A 25,757-nucleotide genomic window follows, 5' to 3' on the forward strand; every position below is an offset into this window, starting at 1 on the left:
ATATATAACATAAAAAAGACTTTTTTTCTATTTATATATGAATTCATATTTTATTCCGGAAATTTTTCATAGTCATCTTTATTTTTTGATCCCGCTGACATACTCCCTTTTTTATTTATTTTTGCCCCTTCCGGTGCATCTATTTCCCCCAGAAGTACAGGGTCTCCTGTTTCTGTCTGCCAGCTTTCCAGCTTTCCTCTCATCTGTGCAAGAACATCGCTGTATTCGGCTTTTCCTGCAACATTATTATTTTCTCCCGGATCAAAGTATAAATCATAAAGTATCTCCATTTCTTTTTTCATATCCAAAAGACCGTTTTCCGTGAGAAATTCTTTTACCTTGGAATCATCCATATTGGAATAATTATATTTGTCATATGTTTTGTCAAAATATTTTATATACTTATATCTTTCATTTCTTACACATCTTGCTGGTTCATAGGACGTATGATAATTGATCTCGGCATATATTTCTTCCCTGACCTTTTTATTTTCATAAAGAAGGGGAACCAGTGATTTTCCCTGAAGCCATCCCGGTTTTTCCACGCCTGTAAGCTCACATAGTGTGGGAAAAATATCTATATGCGAAACCATTGCATCTATTACTCTTCCCTGCTTTTCCTGTTTCGGATCCCTTATTATCAAAGCAACGCCTATTCCGCTGTCATTTAAAAAACACTTGTCAAAAGGATTCGCCACACCGTGATCAGTAGTAAAAATTATTATTGTCTTATCATAAAGCCCTGAATCTTTTAATGCTTCTATTACAGTTTTTATACAATCATCTGCCATTTTTGCCGAATCCATATATTTTGCCGTATCAGCCCTGTTGTTTTCATTGTCATAAGTTCTCGGAGGCAGTTCCACATAATCGGGATCTGTTTTATTTTCGGAAATAACAGGATATTTTCTATGAGTGCTGAACATACCAAATGACATAAAAAATTTATTATTGGTTTTCGCAGCGTTTTTTATATATCCCGCAGCTTCTCCTGCATTATTTCTGTCCCAGTAAACAAGTTCTTCTTCATTATTTTTTTCAGGCACAGTGGTTATATCACAACTGTAACCTATTATTTTTGCTGCCTTGTCAAAGTTCAGCCATGAGTCAGCCTCATGCTGTACACCGGATAAAACTGTTTCATAATCATAATTTTTCAGATAACTCGCAAGGTGTTTGCTATAGTCGTTTATTCTGAAACCTCTGTGTGCAAGCCCCAGCATTCCGTTATTATGAGCATACATACCCGTAAGCAGTACTGATCTGCTCGGTGAACATGTAGGCGCCCCGCAGAATGCCTTCCTGAAAACCACGGCGTCCTTGGCAAACTCCAGTAAATAATCAGTGGGTACGTTAAATCCGTATGGTTTCAAAAATCTTCCCGAATCATGTGTGTGTATGTATAAAATATTCATTATGTTAAACCTCCTTGTTATTCAACCCATATAGGCGATGACCACGCTATATTTCCGTCTCTCTGAAATACTTTTACCATATAAAAGTCTTTTTCTTTCTTTTTACCAGATGTCGCAGTTTCCCAGTGTACTTTGTACCCGTCTTCGGGAGTTCCCCTGTGAAGTAATACCTTATATGCATTATGGTGAAAGTTATCATTTCTATAAAACTCGTCAAATCCGAATCTTTCTTTTGAAAGCTTTCTCGCTTCATCTTCAAAGCTGATAAGCTGTGTATTCTCAAGAATACTTCTGACAGAATATGTAAAAGTTTTACCGTCAACCGTCATTATGATATCCGAATCTATGTCTGCCTTTATTTCAAATATAAAGCTTTCTGATGTTACAGGTGAAGGACCCATCCATTTGCCGCTCTGGGAAGTCTTATGTGTAGTCAGCTCAAATTCACATTTATTTTTTTCTTCCCAGAAAAGTTTTTGTCCATATGAAGTCCAGCATTTTTCTATACTTATAATTTCTCCCGAAGTTTCAAGGCTTCCCGACCATTTTTTCGTTGTTATGTCGGGATATATACGTAAATCCGGACCCCATCCGAATTCTGCACGGAATTTAAATGTTACTTCTCCGGTAATCTTTTTTTCTTCCCATGTTCCTGAATGTGTATGTACTTTTTCTATTATTCCGTTCCTAATAAGTTCAATTCTATCTACAGCATCTCCGGCTTCAGTTTCCACCACATGGTTGTAAGACGGTCTCTCGCTTATTTTATCTCCCATCATGGCGTCGCCTATGTTGTATTTCAGCTTTATTTTATTTCCTGTAACACCGTAAACATGTTTTTTCAGCATTGCTTCCCAGATCTTTTCTTTTGTATTATCTTCTGCGTAGCATGCCATCAGACCATGTCCATACATTGCCGGTACTGAATGATTATCCCCTGAGGCTATTATTCCGACCTCATTACCTCCTGTCAGCCCGTCAAACACTGATGTTCCGCCTGTTCTCGGCCCCATATGTATATGGCGCTGCATATGACGGTCTGTATAACCGCTTTCTGATGAACCATGAGATGAAAATATTTCTATAAAAGGAGAATAATCAGAATTATGGGTTTTCCAGTTTTTACCTCTGCTTCCCAATGCATATGCAGGATGATGCGGTATGGCAATTGCTTCGCCTAAAGGAAGCATATTACATAATTCTTCATATCTCAAAGGATTAAAAAGCTCGCCGTCATCTCCGAGAAAAAATACATTATGATCGCCGTCAAGCCCTGATCCCTGCCATTCATAACCGGCAAACACGGGAATATTTCCGTCTTTCCCAGCCATAGAACTCTTTTCCCTGCAAAATTCCAGTACTTCTTCCCAGTCTTTCTCCCTTATATCTTTATCATAAATATCTTCTATACCAAGTCCTGAATCAAGTTTTCTCATAAAATAGGGATAATATGCCACAGCCCAGAAATCTGTCACTTCTTTGGCAAATTCATACCATTTTTCCATTTCATCAATTTGATTATGATGTATATTTGAGTGTAAATCCCCCCAAAGCAGTTTTTGTTTATCCATTTTTTTCTCCTTGCTTTTTATATTTCAATACTTTTTATATACGCTTCCAAATCATTTTTTATTATATTTACAGTTGGTCCGTATACTACCTGAATAGAATTTCCTTTGCTTATAATTCCTACTGCGCCTGTTCCTTTTAATCTTGGCTCGCTTATTTTTGTTCCGTCTTTCACTGTTACACGAAGCCTTGTAGCACAGTTATCAAGATCAACTATATTTTCAAGTCCCCCGAGTCCGTCAATAATAGCCTGTTCTTTTTTGCCGTCTGTTACTTTTCCGCTTCCCGGCTCATCCATCATTACATCATCTGCTTCATCTCCTCTTCCCGGAGTTTTATAGTTGAATTTTTGAATCATAAATTTGAATGAAAAGTAATACACAAAAAACAATGGTATTCCAATTAACAACAGATATAAATAACCGGTTTTTGCATTGCCCTGCATTACCCCGAATAGCAGAAATTCTATTACTCCTGCTGAAAAAGTAGAACCTATTGTAATATCAGCTACTGTAGTTATCACAAAACAAAGGGCAAAGTATACACAGCTTACAAGATACAGTACGGGTGAAGCAAAGAGCAGAGCAAAGTCAATAGGTTCTGTTACTCCTGTTATAAATGATGTTAATGCTGCTGAAAGCAAAAATCCCATTGTGGCTATTCTTCTTTTTTTATCTGGTATTGCACGATACATTGCAAGGCATACCGCAGGAAGTCCTATCATAATGTGAAGATATCTTCCGCTGTTAAATTTTGCAAGATTCCCAAAAAACTTAGCAGTATTAGGATCACCAAGCTGTGCAAGAAAAACTGCCTGAAAGCCTTCCACATTCTTACCGCCTACTTCAAGCGTACCTCCAAGTGCCGTTGTCCAGAATGGGAGATAAAACACATGGTGAAGTCCCAGCGGCAGCAGCAAACGCAATATAAATCCATATATAAAAGCTCCTAAAAGCCCTGTTTTATTTACAAGTATACCAGCTGATGCAAATAATGCCCCAAAGAAAGGCCAGATAAAGAATAAAGCTGCTCCGGCAAACAATGCTGCCACTGCTGTTACTATCGGCACAAATCTCGAGCCTCCGAAAAACGCAAGATATGTAGGGAGTTTTTTCTGATAATATCTGTTATGCAGATATGCTACCATTAACCCTATTATAATTCCTCCGAATATACCTGTCTGCAAAGTAACTGTACCTAATATATTTCCCTGTCCGAACAGTTTCGGATCCATATCTTTCGGTGCTATTGTTCCTGTAATAGTCAATAATGCATTGATTGTACAGTTCATTATTAAATAACCTATTACAGAAGCTAAACCTGCTGTTCCTTTATCAGCTTTAGCAAGACCTACTGCTATTCCCACTGCAAATATTAAAGGCAGCGCCGAAAAAACACCATTTCCCGCAGCATTCATTATTTTAAATACTGCCTGCATCGCCACATGATTTAATGCGGGATACGTTTTTACTATAACCGGATTTGATAATGCCGCCGACACTCCCAGCAGTAATCCCGCTACAGGAAGTATTGCTATTGGCAGTAATATGGCTTTTCCCAATTTTTGTCCCAAATTAAAAGCCTTTTCCTTTATTCCCATATTTCCTCCACTTCTAATTAATAAAAATATTTTACTAAATTCTTTTCTTCTGTCAAAAAAACATGTTTTTTCATCTTATAACGTTATTTATAATTCTATATTACCCCGTTTTCAAAAATAGTCAATAGTATTTGATAAAATATTTTTATTAATTAAAATTAATTTATACATGAACTCCTGTAAAAACAGCTCCTGTGAAATAGTATATATTTTTATTTTTTATATTTATATAGAATTTTTTTTATTTTCCTATAGGAAAAAAGCCGGAATATCTGATTCCGGCTTTTCTTGAAATATAATAAATAGTTTTTATTTTCTAAAAAATATGAACATATCTCTTTTCCAATCTATTTACCTGATGCTAAAATACTGCTTTTAATGTTACTCCTGCTCTATAGTCGTTTTCTTTATCATTTCCTGTAGAATACTCTCCTGTAAGGAATATTCCGTATCTGTCTTCTACTTCTACCCCTATTGCCGCCTTTGTTCTAAATGTTCCTTTTTCATCCTGTGGTTTTGAAAGTTTATGATATCCGTCTTCTATAGCTATTAATCTTGCTTTTTCTCTTTCATTTAAGTCTGCAAGTTCATACTCATAGGCAAAATCAAGTGTTCCTTTTAGCTGCCATGCAGATTTAGCTCCCAAAGGTACTATTCCTTTCAGTTCTACTCCTGCTCTCGGCTTTGCACTCCAAGCATCATTTCCTTCTACTTCAAGTTTTTCAAGTCCGCTTTCGCTAAAATCAGGTCTCATTACATACATTGCCCTGAATGCTCCATACGGCATTATACTTGCATTTTTACCAAGTTCAAATTCTTTTCCAAGAATATTGTCACTTGTTATACTATATGTTTCATATGTTCCGTTCATTTCAGATCTTCCCAGCGTTGACGGCCAGTCTATATTTCTGTCTATATTATGAAAACTTACTCTTCCTGTAAGGTCATTTCTTAATTCCCAGCCGCTTGATTTATACTTATTATGTAACCCAAGCTGAATAGTATCTACCCATTCTTCACTGTCATTTCCGTCATTGAACTCAAAACCTGTATGCAAATATCCTAACGAATACCCAAATGTGTGTCTGTATGTTCTTTCTACTTCCCTAAGTGCTAATACCCCTGTTGTAGTGTAATCGTATCCAGTAACACCATCTGTTTCTTCTTTATTTTTACCTTTTCCTGCTATTACACTTACTTTTACGTTTTCTTTTGTGTTATTCTCTGAATTCTGCATTAAATGCAATGAATTTTCAAATGCTCTTGCTATATCATCTTCTCTTTGATTAATATTAGCATACACATTTCCTGCGAGACTTCCCATTATATGTCTGAAATTCTCTTCATCAGGGATATATGCTGTTTTATTATATATAGTTACCCCGTCACCCGATGCGCTCAGGAAGTTATTTTCCAAAGCTGTTCCAAAATCTTCATACCATAATCCGTCTGTAAAATCTGTAAATGCTTTTCTCGACATATATACATCAGAACCTGTTCCTGTTGCTTTAGGCGTTGCTTCCCACAGAAGCGATCCGCTTACAAAATCATATTTTCCTGATGTTGCCTTTACTACACCTTCCAGTTTATAAACATCCGCTATAGTTCCATCTGCAAATCCCGGAAGTATTACTATAGGCTTTGACGTAGTTATCTGGTCAGCTATTATGGATGTTCCCGATAATTCAAAATCATAATTCGGGTCTGATGAAGGCTGTACAGATGTAGGATCAGGCTTTATCATTACCTGAAGACCATCCAGCGCCAGAACTCCGCTTGTTTTTATTATTCCTGCATTTATCAGTGCCGGAAGTGCATGTGTACTTCCTATTGACTGTATTACATTATCAAGAGAGCCGTTCACAGTTGCTCCTGTTCCCACACTATGTGCCGGATCATCAGGATCTGACGACACAAAAGCCTGTCCGCTTCCTGTTATTGTTATAGTACCTGTGTTGGTAATTATTGTTCCAAGGTTACCATACATACCTATTGCATCATTACCTGTTATCTGTATCAATCCATGGTTTATTATCTGTGATCCTGGACCTTTTCCAGCCATACCTATTGCATTGTCACCTGTTACATTTATTGTTGCTCCAGATTCATTTACTATTATTCCGCCTTCAGTATACATTCCTGTGGAGTAGTCTCCGCTTGTTGTTATATTACCAAAGTTGCTCGCACTTCCTCCTTTTGCTACTATTCCGTATCCTCCATAGCCGGCAGATATGTTACCGCCTGAATGGTTTACTATTGTAGAATTTTCTCCATATATTCCCACGGAATATTTACTGTTGTCCACATCCACTTCTGTTGTCCCCGGTAAAAATGCAAGGTCTGAGTTACCCACAGCTACAGTACCAAAGTTATCCACTGTACCGCCGTAATTATATATTCCCACATTATTATTTCCTGCTGTACCTGTTATAATACCGTTATTTATCATAACAGCACCGCCGATAAGGCTTACAGGATCCTGCGCCATGTAGAATCCCACGTTATCTGTTCCTGTCATTGTAAGATTACCGTCATTTGTTACTGTTGTTCCTTCTGAACTGTACATATATACAGTATCTGTTCCTGTAACACTGTTTGTTCCCAGACTGTTTATAAATGATCCGCCTTTTAATATAAATCCATAGTTACCGCTGCCTATATTCAAATCAGCCGCATTTGTCACTGCTGATGATATACCGTATACTCCCACAGCTCCGTTTGTCCCCATGTTTAGTGCCGAACCTGTATTCAGATTTACAATTCCGTTCGTAGAATATATTCCGATTCCCGAATCTCCTATATTTGATACACCGTAATTATCTACTGTTCCTCCGTCACTGTAAATACCTATTGAACTGATTCCTGATGTTACTGTTCCCCAGTTTGTAACTGTACTTCCTGCTGCTGCACTGTATATTCCTATACCTGGGTCAGATGTATTAGTAGAATCTCCTATTTTTATTATACCTGTAGAGTTATTAATTATCGAATGATTATTTGTTCCTGTAAAATAGATACCTATAGATCTGTCTCCCGAAAGATCTATAGTTCCGTCATTTATTGCCTGCATTGTACCCGAAATACTGTCTGTGGCATATATTCCCACAGAACCTGCCCCGCTGCTTAATATATTTCCTCCGACCAGATTCTGAACATATGAACCGTCTTTCAGATACATTCCCTGAGAACCTGTTCCTATATTTATCGTTCCGCTGTTTTGTGCAAAAGCACCGCTTCCTGAAGTCATTAACCCAGCTGAAGCATTATCTACTGTTATTGTTCCTTTGTTACTTATTTTTGATCCATTTTTCCCGAAAATACCTACCGAACCGTCTCCTAAGATAATAGTGCCGTTATTTTCTCCGTCTGTCCCGGGAGTCATTCCTGCCGGCAAAGTTCCAAGCCCTGTATATGTCCCGTCTAATGCCACAGCTGCCACATTTGTTGCTCCTGGAGATGATGTTATCGTAGAACCGTTCAGATATATTGCTGAATTTTTTCCCGATACAAGAGTCCCGTTTGAAGCGAGATTACTGCTTCCTGTGTACTCAAATATTCCTCCCGCTATATTCCCAAGTGTATAAGTAGACCCCGGTGTAACACTTGTGACATTAAATGAATTATTGATTGCTCCGCTGGAATTCATGTTGAATAACACTACATTCTGACCATCTATATTTATGTTACCGCTTCCTGTAAAACTTGTTGTACCGTCAAGATAAAGTCCTAACGAATTATCTCCAAACAGATTAATTGTAGTTCCTGTCAATGTTACGCTGCTGTCCTTGGCATAAAGCGCTACACCGTTTTTACCTACAGTTATTGTTGATCCTGCATCTGTTACAGTTCCTTTGTCTACAAAAACACCAACAGCATTTTCAGAAGCTCTCAAATCTATAGTTCCGTTTGACAGGTTAATTTGTGCATCTCCTATACCTACTGTACTGTTATTATTAGCATATACTCCTATTGCATTAGTCGATGTACCAGCTTGTATCAGTCCACTGTTAATTATATTAATTTTCCCATCACCAAAAGCTTGTGCAACGCCCTGTTTATATCCTTCAGCATATATTCCTACTCCTGAATCAGAAATATTAATAACTGATCCGGTTTGATTATCAATCAATGAACCATTTGCTCCGTACATTCCTATAGACCCTGTTCCGCTTACATTAATTGTTCCCAAACTTATATTTTTCAATTCTCCATAGTTTGAATACATTCCCACGGAAGAAGCACCTGATAATGTTATGTTTCCTCCGTCATTTGTTAGTGATACCGTACTTCTCGGCAAAGAACCCCCTAGAGTATCCAGTCCGTTTTCCTGTCCCATTGCTACTTGATTTGCAAGATTTCCAGTTATATTGAACCCATTATTATATATACTTGATGATACTATTTCCAAATTATTATATGCATCAGAAGCTGTATCCAGACTTATATTCTGATCTATTCCAAGCAGACTCTTATACATCATATATGTTTTATAATCTGTACCATTTACTACAGGTCCGCCTGCTATTGATCCTAAAGGTGTGGCTGTTACACTCAAATCAATCGATACATTATCTACTATAAAAAGTCTCGATCCAGATTCCATATTTAATGTTAAATTAGGAGCTGTTCCGTTAAATGTACTTGTAAAATATGCTGATAAATTACTTGTTGTCAATGCCGGCAGAACTCCTGTCCCCACATAATAAAATGCTGTTCCTCTGTCATTTGAATTTGCTGCACCTTTTATTGTCGCATTTACATTATTTAATTCAAAAGTTCCTCCACTTTCATTATAGAATAACAGTGATCTTTGTCCCGTTTCCATACTTGCATTTGTTAATTTTATTTTCCCTGTACTTCCTTTTGCATATAGGTTAAATGCTCCGTCAGAAGTTTTTATTGCTCCGTTAGTTATGTCAATTACTCCTGTATCAGCGAATAATCCTGTAGATTCTTTACCAGAAACATCCACTGTTACATTACTTCCGACTCCAGAAGAAGTAAATGTCGAACCTGCATCTTTTACTGCTACTCCCACAGAACCTGATTTATTATTTGAAGAATCTGTATACACTCCGCCGGCCACATTAATTACACCAGTATTTATTATAGAACTCGCGGTATCCACTACAATTCCTTTTGTCCCATCGCCAGTTGCATTTAATGTTCCGGCATTATTAATCCCTGAACCTGTGTTAGCATATAAACCTACCTGCGATTTACCGTTTTTCACCTCAAGAATAGTGTTTACATCTGTTGTTACAGAAGATGAAGCACCAATCCCTGCAATTAGTATATTCCCTATTCCGCCGTCACTTGTCAATGAATGCTTTGTTGTTAAATCAGACATATTACTTCCCAAAGTCAAATTACCGTTTTCAATTCTTATTCCAATACCTTTCTGTGAATATCCCCCCATCTTTATTTCATAGTCATTCAATGTAAATGTTGAAGCTAAATTAATATACATTCCAATTCCGTTATCTGTGTGTTGGTCGCTATATCCCGGATTTGCTATATGTCCGCTGTTCTCAAGGTTATTTACTCCAGTAGCACTGGCAGCAGTCTGTCTTGGATCTTCTGTCCCCACATCTACTTTTATTTTTGAATTTGCAAAGTTTAATACTCTTTCTATATCTACTCCAATACTTTCGTCTCCCAGAACTGTTATCGGATTATACAGTTTTATTTCTGTTCTTGTAAGATTTGTTGTCCCGGATCTTGTATATACTCCTACATTTTGTCTTCCATAAAGTTTTATATCTCCGTTATTCATGAGAAGATGTTTTCCGTTTCCAGAAGAACTTGCACTGGCTGTCATCAGGTATATAACATTTCCCGGTGCTCTCATTTCTATTAATCCTGTATTATCAAAACCTTCCTGTTTTTGACTGCTTGTTCCTTCAGTAAACATAAAGGCAACTTGATTTCCAACCAGATTATTATTTGTACTTGCTTCATTTAATCCTATTATTTTCCCTCTGTTCATAAATATACTGTTCGCAGCTTGGCTTCCGCTGTGTGCCTGTAAGTTTACCGCTACTATACTGGAACCTTTCAGATTCCATGTAGTATTATTTTCTACATATTGAAACATTCTGTTTGCAGTTGTATGTCCCAGAACAGTATCCAAAAATTTATCTGCAAGTTCTGTTTTTTCTGCACTTGTTATCCATCCCTGTGTCTCTAGTCCATCAAGATTATATTGTGTCCCAAGATAATGCTCATCATAGTGTAAAATTTGTCCCAAAAATACAGGATTTGGATCATCTCCTTCCAGAGTTACTACTAAATCAGAAGGATTCCCTCCTGCTGTTCCATATCTTGTTATTGTATTGTCTATTACCTTGAATATCCCTTGAACACTTGTATTCGTGGTAGAATTGTACACTCCTGCCGGAAGAGCCTGTGCTGCTCCGCCTGATAGTGTCAACCCAGCTGCCGGTCCTCCAGTAAGATTAGTCAATGTATAATTGTCATAAATTACTTTTGAACCATATCCTCCTCCTCCTGAGTGATTAGCAATATGTGCATAAATTTCACCTGAAAGTACATCCATTTGCGATATTATAGCATTTCCATTTGGATCCCCTGTAGGATAAAATCCAGTATAACCACTATTTCCTCCGCCTGCACCACCAATTGTTATTATTGGAATTGGTACTAGCTGAGGTAATTCCACTACTGGTTCCAAAGGCTGGAATTCCAAAAAGCTTAAAGATGGTATCGATACCCCTGTTGGTGCATTTACTGTGAGTGTACTTGGATTTATACTAATTTCACTTGCCGGAGACAAAGACAATGTAAGCGGTTCTCTGCTCATTCCCTTTAACGGAATACTAACCCCTAAATTTATATCTTTAGGCTGCTGCAGCGGCTTATAAGGCTTTCCTGCAAGTCCTCCTCCTATAGTTCCGCTTGTTGTCACATAGTTTCCGCTTGCATCATAATATCCATTTACTTTCGAATGATATAATGCGTTTTCAGAGCTGTTATCCACTCCGTCACCATATTCGTCATAAAATCCCGAGAAAAATATCTGCCATTCCAGATATTCCGGTTTTACTATATAGTCTCCCTGTAAATGTAAATCTTTTAATTCTTTATTTTTTTGATTAAGTATTCGTTCCAATACTTGATAATTTTTTTGGTTAGATTTCCCCTGTTCGAGATTCTTTACCATATTATTATACATTCTGTCATATTTAGATGAAGCCGAAGTTTCTGCACCACTGGTAGTTGACGGTATTACTGCATTCAACGCTAAAAATGATATTAATAATTTTTTATTTACTTTCATTATTCCTCCTTGATTACCTTATGCTGTTTTTTATTTTGTAATATTCTATTCTAAATAATAAATTCTCTATTTTCTGTATTGCACTTGATTTTTCCCCTGTCTGTATATTTGCTCTCATCAGTTTTTTTCCAGCTTCTGTCCGCTGTTTAGATACTGCTCACATCACTCCGCCTGCCTTTTAGATCTTCCCTGAATTCCCTTTTATATTCATACAAAGTAATCGTAGCGGCACTTATTGTTGTAAAAAATAATAATATTGTTACCTTTTTCATATCACTCTCCTTTACTGGCAATTTTATTTTAAATGTTTAAATATTTAAAAATCTTATTATATTCGCATGTTGTCGGACTATATCATTTTAAGGCTTTATATCTAACATAAATTCTCTACTAATTCAAATATCGCTATTTTCCTTTTACACCAGCTGTTGCTGCCATTCCCGACATTAACAAAAATAATAAAAAGAATTCCCCTCTATACCTCCTTCTGTTATTCTACCAGCTTAAACCCGGTTCCCAAAACATTTTTCCAGTATAATTCATCTTCCGCATAAGCGATTTATAGATGTTTTCGATATCTTTACCATTTATTTTCAAATAATTATTAGAATATAAGTTTTATAAACTAAAAAAATTATATTTTGATTAAAACAATAATTATGGCATAAAGTATCACTATAATTATAACACAAATATCATACTTATCAGATATACCTTTTCCCTTTTTTAATAAATTAGTTTTCATTTTTTATTTATTTTATATATAAAAAATTGAAGTACAGCTTTAAGGTTATGATACCTCAAAATTTTAAATAATCTTATATCTTATGATTTATTTATCAAAAATATTGTTCTTTTTTATTTCAAATTAACTATAAAACAGCTTTTTCTTTCACATACAATTGTATAACAAACAATTTTATTTGAACTTATAAATAAATCACATAAAAAAAGACCATACAAACCAGGTTTATTAAATCATCATTTATAATTTAAATTCTCTCTGTTTAATACAGTCTTTTAATATTTATGCGTTTATATTTCCTTACGTCCTTCCAGCGACCTTGAAAGAGTGGCTATATCTGAAAATTCAATATTGCCGCCCATAGGAATACCGCTTGCTATTCTTGAGACCTTTATTTCCTTGTCCTTTATGATCTTGGAAAGATACAGCGATGTCGTCTCTCCTTCAAGGCTGGGATCCAGCGCCAGAATCACTTCTTTTACACTGTCTGTAAGCCGGTTGGTAAGTTTATCTATATCCAGATCATCTACTCCTATTCCGTTCAGCGGATCTATTATTCCTCCTAAAACGTGATAAAGCCCGTTATATGTTTTTGATTTCTCAAAAGCTATAATATCTCTTGAATCTTTTACAATGCATATAATACTGCTGTCACGCTCTTCATCGGAACAAATTTCACAAATATCATCTTCTGTAAGATTTCCGCATATCTTACATTTTTTTATTTTCTCTTTTGCTTCTTTCAGAACTGTCATAAAATTAAGCAGTTCCTCATCTTCCATTTCGAGAACATAAAATGCTATTCTCATTGCACTTTTTCTTCCTATTCCCGGAAGTTTTGCGAATTCATCTACTATATTATCCAGTGATTTCATATTTATATTATTTCTCCTTATTTTATAAATTCCTTATATTCTTTTTCAGAACCATAAAAGACATTCAGATCGACAAAACCATCTATTCCTCTCAGCCGGCCTCTGTTTGCATATTGCCAGAATGCCCATTTCCTGTCATTTTCCAGCTTTGGCTTTGATATAATATCCCTTATCCATATATTATAATCCAGATAGTCATTCTCTATGTAATCTTTATAAAAAGAATCTGTTGCATAAAGTACGGGAGTTTTTCCATAATAATTTTTTACTGTTTCCAGAAAAATATATATTTCCTTCTTTACTTCATCCCTGCTTTTATCAGTCTTACAGTTCCCGCCATATTCCAGATCTACAAACGGCGGCAAAGTAATTTCAGATTTTGGAACTGTATTAATAAAATTTTCTGCCTGCTCATTTCCGCTTCTGCATAATCTGTAAAAATGATATGCCCCTGTTTCATATCCTTCTTTCAGTGATTTATTCCAGTTCACGCTAAAATTAGGATCCTGATAGTCTACGCCTTCAGTAGCTTTAATTATTACAAAGTTTATTTTTTCATTTCTTAGTTTTTCCCAGTTAATTTTCTTCTGATGATGGGAAATATCTATTCCTCTCACAGGAAAGGCTTTTCTTCCGGGATAGTTAAACCTGAGATAACCTTGTTCAAATGCAGTATAAACTCCAAAAATAATTACTAAAGGAACCAGTAAAAATATCTTTTTCATATTTTCTCCCTTATATCTGTTATCATATTATATCATAATACTGTATGTTTATGAATATCTGCCTGTTTTCACAAAAAACTTATTTTAGGGAATAATATAATTATTCATCCTGCTAATATTTTACTTTTTCTAATACCATGTAATAGATTTATCCACATGGATATCTTCTTTTGTTTCCGGCTTAGTTACCGGATATCCTATTACACATCCTGTATAAGTGTATTCATCATGTTCAAGTTTTAGAAGCTTGCTGAATTCTTCGCTGCTGCTAAGACTTTCTATTATGGAAAACAGATGCATCCCCAGATCCATAGCCGCTACTTTCAGCCACATATTTTCCAGAACATGCGCCAAAGACTGTCTTTCTACCGACGGCAGCCCTCTTTTTTCAGCAATTACTATCAGGCACGGCACTTCTGACATTCCGATAAAACCGTTCATAGCAAAGCTTTCTAGTCTTCTTTTATAAGATTCAGAATCTTCTTTAAAATTCGGTTCTTTTTCCAAATCTTCCCTCAATTTTTCCAGATTCATTTTTGCTGCTTCTTTTATGTATGTATTTATTCTGTCCAGATACCCGTGATTCTTAGTAAAAACATAAAAACGTCTGTACTGCGAGATGTCAGTTACCGCAAGTGCTGCAAAAGGTGCATATGCTCCTGCCCTTATTACTTCTTTTATTATTTCTTTAGACGGCACCATACTTTTAAAGGAACGGATACTTCTTCTTTTACGTACAATTTCATCAAATACATCATTTACATTTTGATTAATCAAATTTTTCAATATAATTCTCCTCTCTGAGTTTGTTATATATTGCCATATTTCAAAGTTTTACAAATAAATTAAGTGATACATTCACTATTAGTATAGCAATCTACACACTAAAATTCAACATTTTATATTATTAAATTCTATTATCTTTTATTTTTTTATTTAAAATTTTTAAAAGATTAAAAAAGAGGTCTGAAATACACAGCACCTCTCTCTATTTATTTATTCTCCTACTATTCCTACTTTAAATGTATTTGTAGTTCCTGTTTCAGATATTCCTGTAACTAATACTACTATATCACCGTTTTTGATAGTTGGTAATGTAGATACCAGTTCCATTGCTCTTGAGAAGAATTCATCTGTTTTGTCCAGATTTTTATCTACAAAGCTTGTTACTCCTCTTGTTAATGAAAGCTGTCTTGCTGTCTGCTCATTGTCAGTAAGTGCTACTATAGGAACAACCGGTCCGTATTTTCTTACCATTCTTGCAGCTCTACCGCTCTTAGTCCATACAAGTATTGCTTTTGCACCAAGAAGATTTCCTGCTTCCACTGCACCTTTAGATACAGCTTCTGTTATAGTAATATCTCCGTCAAAAATAAGATCTTTATATTTTTTGAATCTGTCTGTTCTGTCAGCTATAGCTGCCATAGTTTTCACAGTCTCCAACGGATATTTTCCTTTTGCCGATTCTCCTGAAAGCATTACTGCATCTGTACCATCAAGTATTGCATTTGCTACGTCTCCCACTTCTGCTCTTGTTGGTCTTGGATTTCTTATCATTGAATCCAGCATTTGAGTAGCTGTAATTACTACTTTTCCTTCTTCATTACATTTTTTTATCATCATTTTTTGTGCAAAAGGAACTTCTTCTACTGGTATTTCTACCCCGAGATCTCCTCTGGCTACCATGATTCCGTCTGATAATTCCAGAATTTCGTCAAAATTATCAAGACCTTCCTGACTCTCTATTTTTGAAATTATTTTTATATTTTCTCCGCCGTTTGCATCAAGGACGCTTCTTACTTCCGCTACATCTCCTGCTTTTCTGATAAATGAAGCTGCTATGAAGTCTACTCCCTGTTCACATCCGAATTTCAGATCCTCTATGTCTTTTTCAGCAAGAGCCGGTAAACTTACAGATACTCCCGGAAGGTTTACTCCTTTATGCTCTCCTAATTCTCCTGTATTCTTAATTAAACACTTTATTTCTGTTCCGCTTATTCCCTGTACTTCAAGAGCTATTAATCCATCATCAAGAAGAATTATATTTCCTGGTTTTAAATCATTGATGATTCCCTGATAAGATACTGCGAACTTATCTTTATTTCCTACAAATGAATAGTCAACTGTTATTATTACTTCTTTTCCTGTTTCAAGAAGAACATCTTTCCCGTCTTCCAGTTTTCCTGTTCTTATTTCAGGTCCTTTTGTATCTAATAAAATTGCTATATGCTTATTTGTTTCAGCCATTATTTCTCTGGCTGTTCTTATTCTTCCACCATGTTCTTCATAATCTCCGTGTGAGAAATTCAGTCTCATAACGTTCATACCATTGTCTATCAGACTTGTAAGAACTTCCTTACCTTCTGATTTTGGTCCAATTGTACAAACAATTTTTGTCATTTTCATTTTAAAAATCCTCCTAAATATTATATAGATAAAAGATGAGTTAAGTTATAATCATCCAAAGAAATGTTAGTTTTATTTTCCCATGCGTAAGAGATAGCGTGAGTTACCATTTTGTTATTTTCCATACCGACCATTATTCCGCTCTCACCTTCCATAAGAAGTTCAAATGCTCTTGCACCCATTCTTGTAGCTAATACTCTGTCGAATGCAGTAGGTGAACCTCCTCTTTGGATGTGACCTAATACAGTTACCCTTATTTCTGTATTTATTTTCTCTTTCAGCTCTTTAGCTATGTCAAAAACATGACCTACGCCTTCTGCCACGATAATAATGTCTGATAGTTTTCTTTGAGATCTTCTTTCTTTTATATCTTCTGCCAGCTCGTCTATTGATCTGTTAACCTCTGGTATTAATACACCGTTAGCTCCTCCGGCCATAGCAGAATATAATGCTAAATCCCCGCAATCTCTCCCCATTACTTCAATTAAATATGTTCTCTCATGTGAATTCGCAGTATCTCTTATTCTGGAAATAGCATCTAAAATAATATTCAGTGTTGTGTCATAACCGATTGTATAATCAGTACCGGCTATGTCATTATCTATTGTTCCTGGAATTCCTACTACCTTTATTCCATGTTCTCTAAAAAGAAGATCAGCTCCACGATAAGAACCATCTCCTCCTATTACTACTAACCCTTCAATTCCATGTCTCTTCAAGTTTTCAGCTGCCTTTGCCCTTACCTCAGGCTGCTTGAATTCCGGAAGTCTCGCCGACAGCAGAATAGTCCCTCCTCTATCTGCTATACCTGATACATCGAGAGGATTAAGCTTAAATATTTCATCATTAAGCATTCCCTTATATCCTCTTTTAATACCGTACATCTCACAGTTGTAGTTCATTGCCATTTTAGTAACGGCTCTGATCGCTGTGTTCATACCTGGTGAGTCTCCACCACTTGTTAAAATTCCGATCTTTTTCATTTTTCCTCCTACTCAAAAAATTCACCAATTCGCCTAAATTTATTATATCTGTTTTCCAACAATTTTTCAATTTCTATTTTTTCTAATTTTCTAAATTCCTTTACTACGGCACTTTTCAAATTTTTGGCAGTTTCGTCATAATCTCTGTGTGCCCCGCCAATAGGCTCTTTTATAATTCCATCTATTATCCCAAGACTTTTTAAACTAAAAGCATCTATTCTAAGACTTCTTGCTGCCTCAGGTGCTTTTTTGGAGTCTTTAAATAAAATACTTGCACATCCTTCAGGTGAAATTACAGAATAAATACTGTTTTCCATCATAAGTACAGAATCAGCTACTCCGATTCCAAGAGCTCCGCCGCTTCCTCCTTCTCCTATTACCACTGCTATTATCGGAACAGTTAATCCGAACATTTCAGCAAGGTTTTTCGCTATTGCTTCAGCCTGTCCTTTTTCTTCTGCTTCCAGTCCCGGATATGCTCCGGAAGTATCTATGAATGTCAAAATAGGTATCTCAAATCTCTCAGCCATTCTCATGAGCCTAAGGGCTTTTCTGTACCCTTCGGGACTTGCCATACCAAAATTTCTATATATATTTGCTTCCATATCACGGCCTTTTTGATGTCCTATTATCATGACCCCGTTTCCGTCTATAGATCCCAGACCGCCCACTATTGCATGATCATCTTTTGACAGTCTGTCTCCGTGAAGTTCTACAAAGTCATCTGCTATTCTCTCTATATAATCCATTGTATAAGGTCTTTTTGGATTTCTTGATATTTGTGTTCTTCCCCAAGCATCTATCTCGGTTTTTGAAAATTCTTTTATTTTCTCTTTCAAAACTTCTTCCAATTCTTCTATCTGCTTGGAAAAATCTATATTTTGTTCCTTTGAGAATTTTTTTAATTCCTCTATTTTAGATTCCAAATCTCTCATTTCAGCTTCTATACTCATATAACCTCCAGTTTACACTAATTTTTCAAGAACTCTGAATATTGTTTCTTTCAGGTCTTTTCTTTCAGATATTATGTCTACCATTCCATGTTCTAATAAGAATTCAGCACGCTGAAATCCTTTTGGAAGTTTCTGGTTTATGGTCTGCTCTATTACTCTCGGACCTGCAAACCCGATTAATGCATCAGGTTCTGTTATTATGACATCCCCAAGCATGGCAAATGAAGCTGTTACCCCTCCTGTGGTAGGATTAACCGGTACAGAAATAAAAGGTACTCCTTCTTCGTTTAGTCTTTTTACCGCACCTGAAGTCTTAGCCATCTGCATAAGAGATACTATCCCTTCCTGCATTCTGGCTCCTCCTGAGCTTGCTACCACAATAGCCGGAACTTTTTCTTTAAGAGATTTTTCCAGTATTCTTGTAACTTTTTCACCAACTACCGAGCCCATACTTCCGCCCATAAAGTTAAAATCCATTACTGCGATATTCACATCAATTCCGTTTATTTTTCCGGAACCCGAAATCACAGCATCTAACATTCTGCTTTTATCAATACTTTCTTCCAGCTTTTCTTTGTACATTGGAAAATTTAAAAAATCTTTTGAATTAAGCGTGATGTCCTGCTCTTCAAAAGTTCTCTCATCTATTAATAATTCTATTCTTTCAAATGCATTCAGCGGAAAATAATTGCCGCATTTCGGACAAACGTTAAGATTATTTTTCAGATCTTCATTATATATTATCTCATTGCATTTCGAACATTTTTTCCATTGGCTGCTTTCTGTTATGTCTAAAGTCAGTTTAGATTTAGTTGTAACTTTAGCATATTGATTTTTCGTTTTTTTAGCAGAAAAAATTCCCATAAAATCACCTCTCCAGTATTTTATATTTTACTAGATTGTACTTATTTTTGCAAATAAAATTTCATGCTGACCCTAAATTTCTTCTTGTCAGATCATATTCTATATATTGTCTACAATATATTTAAGTACATCTCTTATAGTTTTAATTTTTATAATATCATTTTTTATTTTTTCTATATTTTCCAGATTCTTTAAATACCAAAAGATATGTTTTCTCATATCTAAGTTTGCCCTTATTTCTCCTTTATCCTCTATACAGTAATTTATATGTTTTATCAGGGTATTCTTTATTTCTTCCCTACTTACTTCATATTCCACGGACTCACCTGTATTAAAATAATCTTTTGCTGCTTTTATCAGCCATGGATTGCCGAGCAGACCTCTTGCAAGCATTATGCCGTCAGGCTTTGCTAATTCTGTTTTTTCCTTTATTTCTTGAAGATTTGTTAAATCGCCGTTTCCTATGATAGTTACATTTTTATATTTTTGTTTCATTTCTTTTATTATATTCCAGTCTGCATAACCGCTGTACATCTGCTCCTGAGTTCTTCCATGGATGCATATTTGGTACAGATCATACTCTTCTGCGAGATTTACGTAATATTCGGGGTTTGAAAAATTTTTATAACCTGTTCTTATTTTTATTGATAACGTAATATCGCTGCCATACTCCTTTTTTATATCCGCAGTCAGGTTTTTCACAAACTCGTATTCTAAAAGCAGGGCGGAACCTTTCCCTGCCCTGACTATTTTCTTCATCGGACATCCCAGATTTATATCTATATGCCCAAACCCTTTATTTATAAGAATCTTTACTGCCTGCAAAAAATCGTCATTTTTATTTCCAAAAATCTGTACTGCTTCATTTCCTGCTCTTCGCAGTATTTCATCCAATGTTCTGTGATTATTGTATTTTAATGCATTTACATCTACCATTTCAGTAAATATGATGTCCGGAGAAAATTCATACAGTATTTTCCTAAAACTGTAATCAGTCACTCCCGCCATAGGTGCAGTCATTACCTGCATAATTACCACCTTTTATTCCGTTTCTTTTTATCCTACCCATGCATAATTATTTATAACATGGCAGAAAGCAATGGATAATAATAATAAGACAGTTATTACAATCAATGCCATAACAAATCTCGGAATATCCTCTTTTAATGTTTTCAGTCTGTCCCGTCCCAGAAAGTTATTTTTTACATAATGTGTTCCAAAGAACCCTTCCTGCATCTGTATTTTTACATATGTTTTATTTCTCAGCATTTTATATGCCCTGTTTGAAACTTCAAATTTATATTCTCCTACACCGTCTCTTACATAAAGCTTACTTTGTATCATTCCGTGAAACATTCTGTATCTCATAGCCTTCATAATGAAAAACGAAGTTATTTTCTTACCCGGCTTTAATCTTGATAAAAATACCAGCATATACCGCGGAACTACTCCTAATACCAAAATTACAAATGCTCCCGTCACTATGCACAAAATCACTGATCTTGGATTTAAAGTAAAATTCCTTATAAAGGAATAAGTGCGGAGTATCTTTAAGAGAGGAACCGCTATCACCAGCAAACATAATATCCTTATGATTTTCTGCCGAAGATTCATCTCCATTATTCCCATTTCTATCCACATGTCGATATCAAGCATAATAATGAGCGAAATAAGCCCTAAAACAAAAAAGCCCAGACCGTAAAGCAGATAAGACTCTTTGTTCACTGCCGCTAAAGATACCGTCATACATAAAAACATTGAAATAAAGCTTAGTTTTTCTGTTATTATGTACATAAATACCGAAAATGATAATAATAACATAAAAATCAAGAATATTTCATCTTGTATTCTTTCTATAATTTCTTCCATATATACTCCTACTCCAAAAAATTCTGAATGTACCTGTTCTTTATTGTAACAAATTTTCTTAATTAAAGTATTAAAAAATAAATAATATTAATTAATTTTTCTCAAATATACTTTTTTTACTTTCCGTCTATTTAAAAAAATTATCCGAAAATATTTTCAGATAATCATTGTATACAATTAGATTAGTAATTTTTATTATTGATTTTTTATAAATATATTTTTAGATAATAAAATATTAAAATAATCAGTGTACTGAATGTAATATTCTTATTATATAAAATATTTTATCTCATTACCACAGCATCATCGAACTTCTGTATCAAGCATTCTTTATTCTCCCATCCGATTAATTTTTTTACTCATTTAATTAAATAATTTCAGTGTTTACTGTCCTTAAACGATTAAATTCAAAAGGGCTGCTTTAAAATAAAATTTTTCATTTCAAATGTAATTTTATGCTAATTCTTATTACATCATTAGAAAATTTATATATAAACAACCCTTTTTTTTCACTAGATTAAACGTTCGATCATTCATGAATAAGCACTTTTAAACAAAAAGTGTCATGACATATTCTGAAAATTTCTCTCCTGAATTGAAAACCTTATGTACATGTGTATGATCAGATATGTATTGCTGTAGAATTCCATCTATTGATCCGACAATAAATCTTGCGTGATCTATAGGTGAAGTGCTTTTTTTGAAATCTCCCTCTATGATCCCGTCTATAAGGATCTTTGCTATTGACTCTTTATAGTTTGCGTATATTTCTCTTATTTCTTCATGAAACTCACTGTCTTTATGTAAGAATTCACCTAATAATTTAGATGGTATAATACAAAGATGCACATCAGTTTCACTTTTTTCATAAACAAATGATAAATAATTTTTTAGTTTTTCACTTGCAGAAAGATTTTTTTCGTCACATATCTCACTAATTTTACTAATATACTCTAGTTCAATATATCTTAAAACCTCCATCAAAATATCATTTTTACTCTTGAAGTGCCAATATAACGCCGCCTTCGTTATATTCAGCTCCTTACTAAGATTTGATAAAGTAAAATTACTGAAACCATATTTTGATATTTGCTTTATTGCTGCTCTGATTATATCCTCCCTGTTAATTTGAAATCCTGCTCTTCTCGCCATTTTTTTTCCTTTCCTAGTTACATTTTTTTCACTTTGTGATAAATAAGTTGAGTTTTAACTATCAGTTTAATTTTTTCTAAGTCATCCTCCTGTTAGTAGAATGATTATACTACTATATTCAACCATAAAAAAATAATACTGTCAAGTTTTTATTCATAAGATTTTATAAAATTAATTATTTCAATAGTTAATTTTTTTCATAAGAAATAAAAAATTCTAAAAAAACCAGACATTTTAGAATTTTCATTTACCTTATTTTAAAATAAAATTATTTGTTTTTTAAATCGATGATTTCAGAAATACTTCTTCTTTTGTCAAATTTCAAAAAACTGCTTATTCCGAATTTTGAAGCATATTCTGCCGCTTCTTTAATCATAAATCCCGCATGACCGGGTTCATGCGCATCACTTGATAAAATTACCGGTATTTCATACTTTTTTACAAACTTCATAAAATCTTCATAGGGACTTATTTCATTTACAGGGTATCTGTAATAAGTTCCTGTATTTATATCCACTGCCATGTTATTCTCTTTTAAAATTTTTGCTGTTTTTTCAAGCAGACTGTCTACATTTTTTTCTGGCAAATTATTAAACAGTCTCAAATTAAAAGGATGTCCTAACACATCATAAAGACCTGTAGATGCGACATTTTCAATTTCTTCTGTATAATCTTCCCATATGCTGTAAACACTTCGCTTTTCAAAAACATTTTTTAAAGCTGAAAAATCAAAACCCCAGCCTTTAATAAAATGTATTGACACAATTATATAATCAAATTCATATTTAGATAATATTTCAGCGACTTTTTCCTGATTTCTGAAATTACATACCTCTACCCCAAATTTCACAGGATAACCTTTTTTCTTCAGACTGTTTATAAAATCCCTGTACTCGTCAAGAGTATGGATAAATTTTGACTTGGTATTGCCAAGCCATTTTTTCTGAAACTCACCAATTTCACTATTATCCAGTATCAGTTCATCATAATATAAATCTTTGAACTCTTTAAATCCATGTGTATGCTCTGTTATCCCAAGTTCATCCACGCCTTTTTCACGCGCTGATTCAAAAAATCCCTTTACCCATTCCTCGTCATAACTTCCATATTCAAAATGCATATGATAGTCTGCAAGCATATTTATCTCCTGCCTTTACTAAATACATTGTTTGTTATTTATTAAATAAGACCTGTTTATTTCCTTTACTAAAATTACAGCATCCATTTATGATCTAAACTAGTTCTCAAAAGCACCTTTTTCTTTAAGCATCCATTTACCGGCTATTTTCTCAAATTCTATTTGCGCTGTGGCCACTTTTATTTTCTTTGATTTATTAACAAAATCTTCCACGCTTAAAATATATTTTTCCATATCTATTGATATTTCACCGTTTTCGCCTTCCTGAACGAACTGTTCTATATTCTGATCTATCATTTCAGCAATTTTGCCTTCATCATACCCGTAAACGTCATAATCAACCACAGCTTTGCTGCTTCCTTCCATTTTTGGAGTATTTGCTTTAATTTCATACGGCTCTGCAAGCTTATTTCTTACACTTTCCCACTTTTTCTCCAATGCTGTATTACCGCTGTTTTTCAGAAATCCTGCAAGATTATCCCCTGTAGTATTGAAGTCTTCCCTTGAAGCATAATTAAGCAGTTCCTGCATTACTTTCCCGTATTCACTTACTGCTGTATTAAGATTATCAAATGTTTTCACATTCCCGTCGGAAAATCCCAGTAAGCTTATTATCAATGTTAAGATCAATATTACTTTTTTCATTTAATTCCTCCTGATTATTTCACTTATTATTATAATTATTTATTTCAAAATTTGCAATTTTTATTTTCTTTTTTTCATATTTCAATTCTACTATTCCATCGTATTCTATTACCTCTTTAAAATCCAGATGTTCTTCTGTGTCAGCTGTAAAAAGCGGTATACCCGATCCTATTATAGCAGGAATAACAGTTATTCTGTATTCATCTATAAGCCGTCTCTCCAAAAAAGCGTTTATTATCTCAGCTCCGCCCAGAAGCCAGATGTTTGACCCTGATTCCTGTTTCAGCCGGATAGTAAGATCTTCAACATCTGTATCAACAAATTCAATATTAGGATTATCAGTATTTTTTGATGTATCAGCAGTTAGTACATAAGTATTTTTCCCTTTATATCCCCACTCACCAAAAGTAAGGATCTGATCATAAGTTTTTCTTCCCATTATTATTGTATCAATAGTATTATAAAATTCCAGATAACTTCCTTCTGCACCATTGCCTGCATTTTCCAGCCAGTCCACGCTGCCGTCTTCTTTTGCTATGTATCCGTCAAGGCTCATTGCTATATATAATATAACTTTTGGTTCTGCTTCCATTTTTCCTCCTTATATTCTGTTTCTCTATTATATTAATCTGATAATATCAGTGGATTTTCTATTACTAAAGACTTTTTGGCACCTTTCACTGCTTCTATAAGGAGTGTTTTTGCGGGTGCATCTTTTTTAGTATGACAAAATCTTATCCGTTTTGGCTCAAGCTTATATTTTACCAGAAGATCAAGTATTTCCACCAGTCTTTCACTTCTGTGTACCATAGTAAAATATGCACCGTTTTTTAATAATGCAGAAGATATTTGTATTATATCTTCCAGTTTTATGTTATATTCATGCCTTGCCACAGAAAGCTGTTCCAGATCATTTATCTGGTCGTCATTGCCGTCATATTTAAAAAAAGGGGGATTGGTAATTATCTGGTCAAACTCTGCCGGTCTGAAATAATCCTTCCATTTTTTTATATCACCTTCAATGATTTTTATTCTGTCAGATAGTTTATTTAATTCTACATTTTTTACAGCAAGATCTGCTGATATTTCCAGTATCTCTATTCCTGTAATCTCTGCTTTTGATTTCTGTGATAACAGCAGAGGCAATATTGCATTTCCTGTACCTATATCAAGAATTTTTTTTACATGTCTGTTTATTCTGCAAAAGTCTGATAAAAGCCTTGAATCCAGAGTATAATTCTGGTGGTCATTTCTCTGTATTATCTTTAGTCCGTTTATGGCACCTAATATTTCTTCCCCTGTCTTTTTCATTATACTCCTCATTTTTTCTATTTATTATATCATTTTATTTCAAAAATTTCACTATTCTTATTCATTCTTTTTAGTTATTTATAACTGAGGATATTATAAAAAAACTTCTTTTTTAAAGGAAATAATGAGAGTTAACCGGTTTAATTTTATAGTTCTTTGGCATAGCCCTGCTGATATGATAATAAATTGTGAAATACGAACATTCAA

19 protein-coding genes are annotated in these 25,757 nt (G+C 34.6%); all 19 read right to left on the reverse strand.

The features are described 5' to 3' along the window. Positions 1-50: 50 nt before the first annotated feature. On the reverse strand, positions 51-1,415 hold the full coding sequence (locus NK213_RS01100; RefSeq protein WP_253346093.1) for a sulfatase: 1,365 nt from the start codon (positions 1,413-1,415) through the stop codon (positions 51-53). Between the two features lie 17 nt (positions 1,416-1,432). Further along, on the reverse strand, positions 1,433-2,986 hold the full coding sequence (locus NK213_RS01105; RefSeq protein WP_253346094.1) for a DUF3604 domain-containing protein: 1,554 nt from the start codon (positions 2,984-2,986) through the stop codon (positions 1,433-1,435). A gap of 17 nt (positions 2,987-3,003) precedes the next feature. After that, positions 3,004-4,584, reverse strand: a complete 1,581-nt coding sequence (locus NK213_RS01110) for a PTS transporter subunit EIIC (RefSeq protein ID WP_253346095.1) — start codon at positions 4,582-4,584, stop codon at positions 3,004-3,006. 361 nt (positions 4,585-4,945) lie between these two features. Continuing rightward, positions 4,946-11,884: an autotransporter domain-containing protein gene (locus tag NK213_RS01115; RefSeq protein ID WP_253346096.1), complete on the reverse strand. Its 6,939-nt coding sequence runs from the start codon at positions 11,882-11,884 to the stop codon at positions 4,946-4,948. Positions 11,885-12,030: 146 nt separating this feature from the next. Beyond that, entirely contained in the window at positions 12,031-12,156 is a 126-nt protein-coding gene (locus tag NK213_RS20365; protein ID WP_256478624.1) for a hypothetical protein, read from the reverse strand. Positions 12,157-12,919: 763 nt separating this feature from the next. Continuing rightward, on the reverse strand, positions 12,920-13,504 hold the full coding sequence (gene recR / locus NK213_RS01120) for a recombination mediator RecR (protein ID WP_253346097.1): 585 nt from the start codon (positions 13,502-13,504) through the stop codon (positions 12,920-12,922). A gap of 17 nt (positions 13,505-13,521) precedes the next feature. Continuing rightward, positions 13,522-14,229: a GH25 family lysozyme gene (locus tag NK213_RS01125; RefSeq protein WP_253346098.1), complete on the reverse strand. Its 708-nt coding sequence runs from the start codon at positions 14,227-14,229 to the stop codon at positions 13,522-13,524. Between the two features lie 129 nt (positions 14,230-14,358). Continuing rightward, positions 14,359-15,015: a nitroreductase family protein gene (locus NK213_RS01130; RefSeq protein WP_253346099.1), complete on the reverse strand. Its 657-nt coding sequence runs from the start codon at positions 15,013-15,015 to the stop codon at positions 14,359-14,361. A 210-nt stretch (positions 15,016-15,225) separates the two neighbouring features. Continuing rightward, the gene (gene pykF, locus NK213_RS01135; protein ID WP_253346100.1) at positions 15,226-16,635 is read right to left on the reverse strand and encodes a pyruvate kinase PykF; all 1,410 of its coding nucleotides are present in this window, start codon (positions 16,633-16,635) and stop codon (positions 15,226-15,228) included. 20 nt (positions 16,636-16,655) lie between these two features. Beyond that, on the reverse strand, positions 16,656-17,618 hold the full coding sequence (pfkA, locus tag NK213_RS01140) for a 6-phosphofructokinase (protein WP_253346101.1): 963 nt from the start codon (positions 17,616-17,618) through the stop codon (positions 16,656-16,658). Between the two features lie 8 nt (positions 17,619-17,626). Further along, on the reverse strand, positions 17,627-18,571 hold the full coding sequence (locus NK213_RS01145; protein ID WP_253346102.1) for an acetyl-CoA carboxylase carboxyltransferase subunit alpha: 945 nt from the start codon (positions 18,569-18,571) through the stop codon (positions 17,627-17,629). A 12-nt stretch (positions 18,572-18,583) separates the two neighbouring features. Further along, positions 18,584-19,435, reverse strand: a complete 852-nt coding sequence (gene accD, locus NK213_RS01150) for an acetyl-CoA carboxylase, carboxyltransferase subunit beta (RefSeq protein WP_253346103.1) — start codon at positions 19,433-19,435, stop codon at positions 18,584-18,586. Between the two features lie 99 nt (positions 19,436-19,534). Then, a complete protein-coding gene (locus NK213_RS01155; RefSeq protein WP_253346104.1) occupies positions 19,535-20,464 on the reverse strand; it encodes a tRNA-dihydrouridine synthase in 930 nt (309 codons plus the stop codon). Between the two features lie 27 nt (positions 20,465-20,491). Next, a complete protein-coding gene (locus tag NK213_RS01160) occupies positions 20,492-21,304 on the reverse strand; it encodes a hypothetical protein (RefSeq protein ID WP_253346105.1) in 813 nt (270 codons plus the stop codon). 549 nt (positions 21,305-21,853) lie between these two features. Beyond that, positions 21,854-22,456, reverse strand: a complete 603-nt coding sequence (locus NK213_RS01165; RefSeq protein ID WP_253346106.1) for a TetR/AcrR family transcriptional regulator — start codon at positions 22,454-22,456, stop codon at positions 21,854-21,856. A gap of 268 nt (positions 22,457-22,724) precedes the next feature. After that, the gene (locus NK213_RS01170) at positions 22,725-23,594 is read right to left on the reverse strand and encodes a histidinol-phosphatase (protein ID WP_253346107.1); all 870 of its coding nucleotides are present in this window, start codon (positions 23,592-23,594) and stop codon (positions 22,725-22,727) included. A 99-nt stretch (positions 23,595-23,693) separates the two neighbouring features. Beyond that, positions 23,694-24,239: a hypothetical protein gene (locus NK213_RS01175; RefSeq protein WP_253346108.1), complete on the reverse strand. Its 546-nt coding sequence runs from the start codon at positions 24,237-24,239 to the stop codon at positions 23,694-23,696. A gap of 19 nt (positions 24,240-24,258) precedes the next feature. Beyond that, positions 24,259-24,831 (reverse strand): dihydrofolate reductase family protein, encoded by a 573-nt coding sequence (locus NK213_RS01180; protein WP_253346109.1) that lies wholly within the window; start codon positions 24,829-24,831, stop codon positions 24,259-24,261. 32 nt (positions 24,832-24,863) lie between these two features. Continuing rightward, entirely contained in the window at positions 24,864-25,550 is a 687-nt protein-coding gene (locus NK213_RS01185) for a tRNA1(Val) (adenine(37)-N6)-methyltransferase (RefSeq protein WP_253346110.1), read from the reverse strand. Positions 25,551-25,757: the final 207 nt, after the last annotated feature.

This window comes from Sebaldella sp. S0638, from assembly GCF_024158605.1.
Lineage (GTDB): Bacteria > Fusobacteriota > Fusobacteriia > Fusobacteriales > Leptotrichiaceae > Sebaldella.

Excerpts from the sequence above, each read along its gene's own strand:
- NK213_RS01145 (WP_253346102.1), bottom strand. The coding sequence starts at position 18,571 with ATGAGTATAGAAGCTGAAATGAGAGATTTGGAATCTAAAATAGAGGAA.
- NK213_RS01155 (WP_253346104.1), bottom strand. The coding sequence starts at position 20,464 with ATGCAGGTAATGACTGCACCTATGGCGGGAGTGACTGATTACAGTTTT.
- NK213_RS20365 (WP_256478624.1), bottom strand. The coding sequence starts at position 12,156 with ATGAAAAAGGTAACAATATTATTATTTTTTACAACAATAAGTGCCGCT.
- pykF (WP_253346100.1), bottom strand. The coding sequence starts at position 16,635 with ATGAAAATGACAAAAATTGTTTGTACAATTGGACCAAAATCAGAAGGT.
- accD (WP_253346103.1), bottom strand. The coding sequence starts at position 19,435 with ATGGGAATTTTTTCTGCTAAAAAAACGAAAAATCAATATGCTAAAGTT.
- NK213_RS01125 (WP_253346098.1), bottom strand. The coding sequence starts at position 14,229 with ATGAAAAAGATATTTTTACTGGTTCCTTTAGTAATTATTTTTGGAGTT.
- NK213_RS01185 (WP_253346110.1), bottom strand. The coding sequence starts at position 25,550 with ATGAAAAAGACAGGGGAAGAAATATTAGGTGCCATAAACGGACTAAAG.
- NK213_RS01165 (WP_253346106.1), bottom strand. The coding sequence starts at position 22,456 with ATGGCGAGAAGAGCAGGATTTCAAATTAACAGGGAGGATATAATCAGA.
- recR (WP_253346097.1), bottom strand. The coding sequence starts at position 13,504 with ATGAAATCACTGGATAATATAGTAGATGAATTCGCAAAACTTCCGGGA.
- NK213_RS01115 (WP_253346096.1), bottom strand. The coding sequence starts at position 11,884 with ATGAAAGTAAATAAAAAATTATTAATATCATTTTTAGCGTTGAATGCA.
- pfkA (WP_253346101.1), bottom strand. The coding sequence starts at position 17,618 with ATGAAAAAGATCGGAATTTTAACAAGTGGTGGAGACTCACCAGGTATG.
- NK213_RS01175 (WP_253346108.1), bottom strand. The coding sequence starts at position 24,239 with ATGAAAAAAGTAATATTGATCTTAACATTGATAATAAGCTTACTGGGA.
- NK213_RS01180 (WP_253346109.1), bottom strand. The coding sequence starts at position 24,831 with ATGGAAGCAGAACCAAAAGTTATATTATATATAGCAATGAGCCTTGAC.
- NK213_RS01160 (WP_253346105.1), bottom strand. The coding sequence starts at position 21,304 with ATGGAAGAAATTATAGAAAGAATACAAGATGAAATATTCTTGATTTTT.
- NK213_RS01105 (WP_253346094.1), bottom strand. The coding sequence starts at position 2,986 with ATGGATAAACAAAAACTGCTTTGGGGGGATTTACACTCAAATATACAT.
- NK213_RS01110 (WP_253346095.1), bottom strand. The coding sequence starts at position 4,584 with ATGGGAATAAAGGAAAAGGCTTTTAATTTGGGACAAAAATTGGGAAAA.
- NK213_RS01100 (WP_253346093.1), bottom strand. The coding sequence starts at position 1,415 with ATGAATATTTTATACATACACACACATGATTCGGGAAGATTTTTGAAA.
- NK213_RS01170 (WP_253346107.1), bottom strand. The coding sequence starts at position 23,594 with ATGCTTGCAGACTATCATATGCATTTTGAATATGGAAGTTATGACGAG.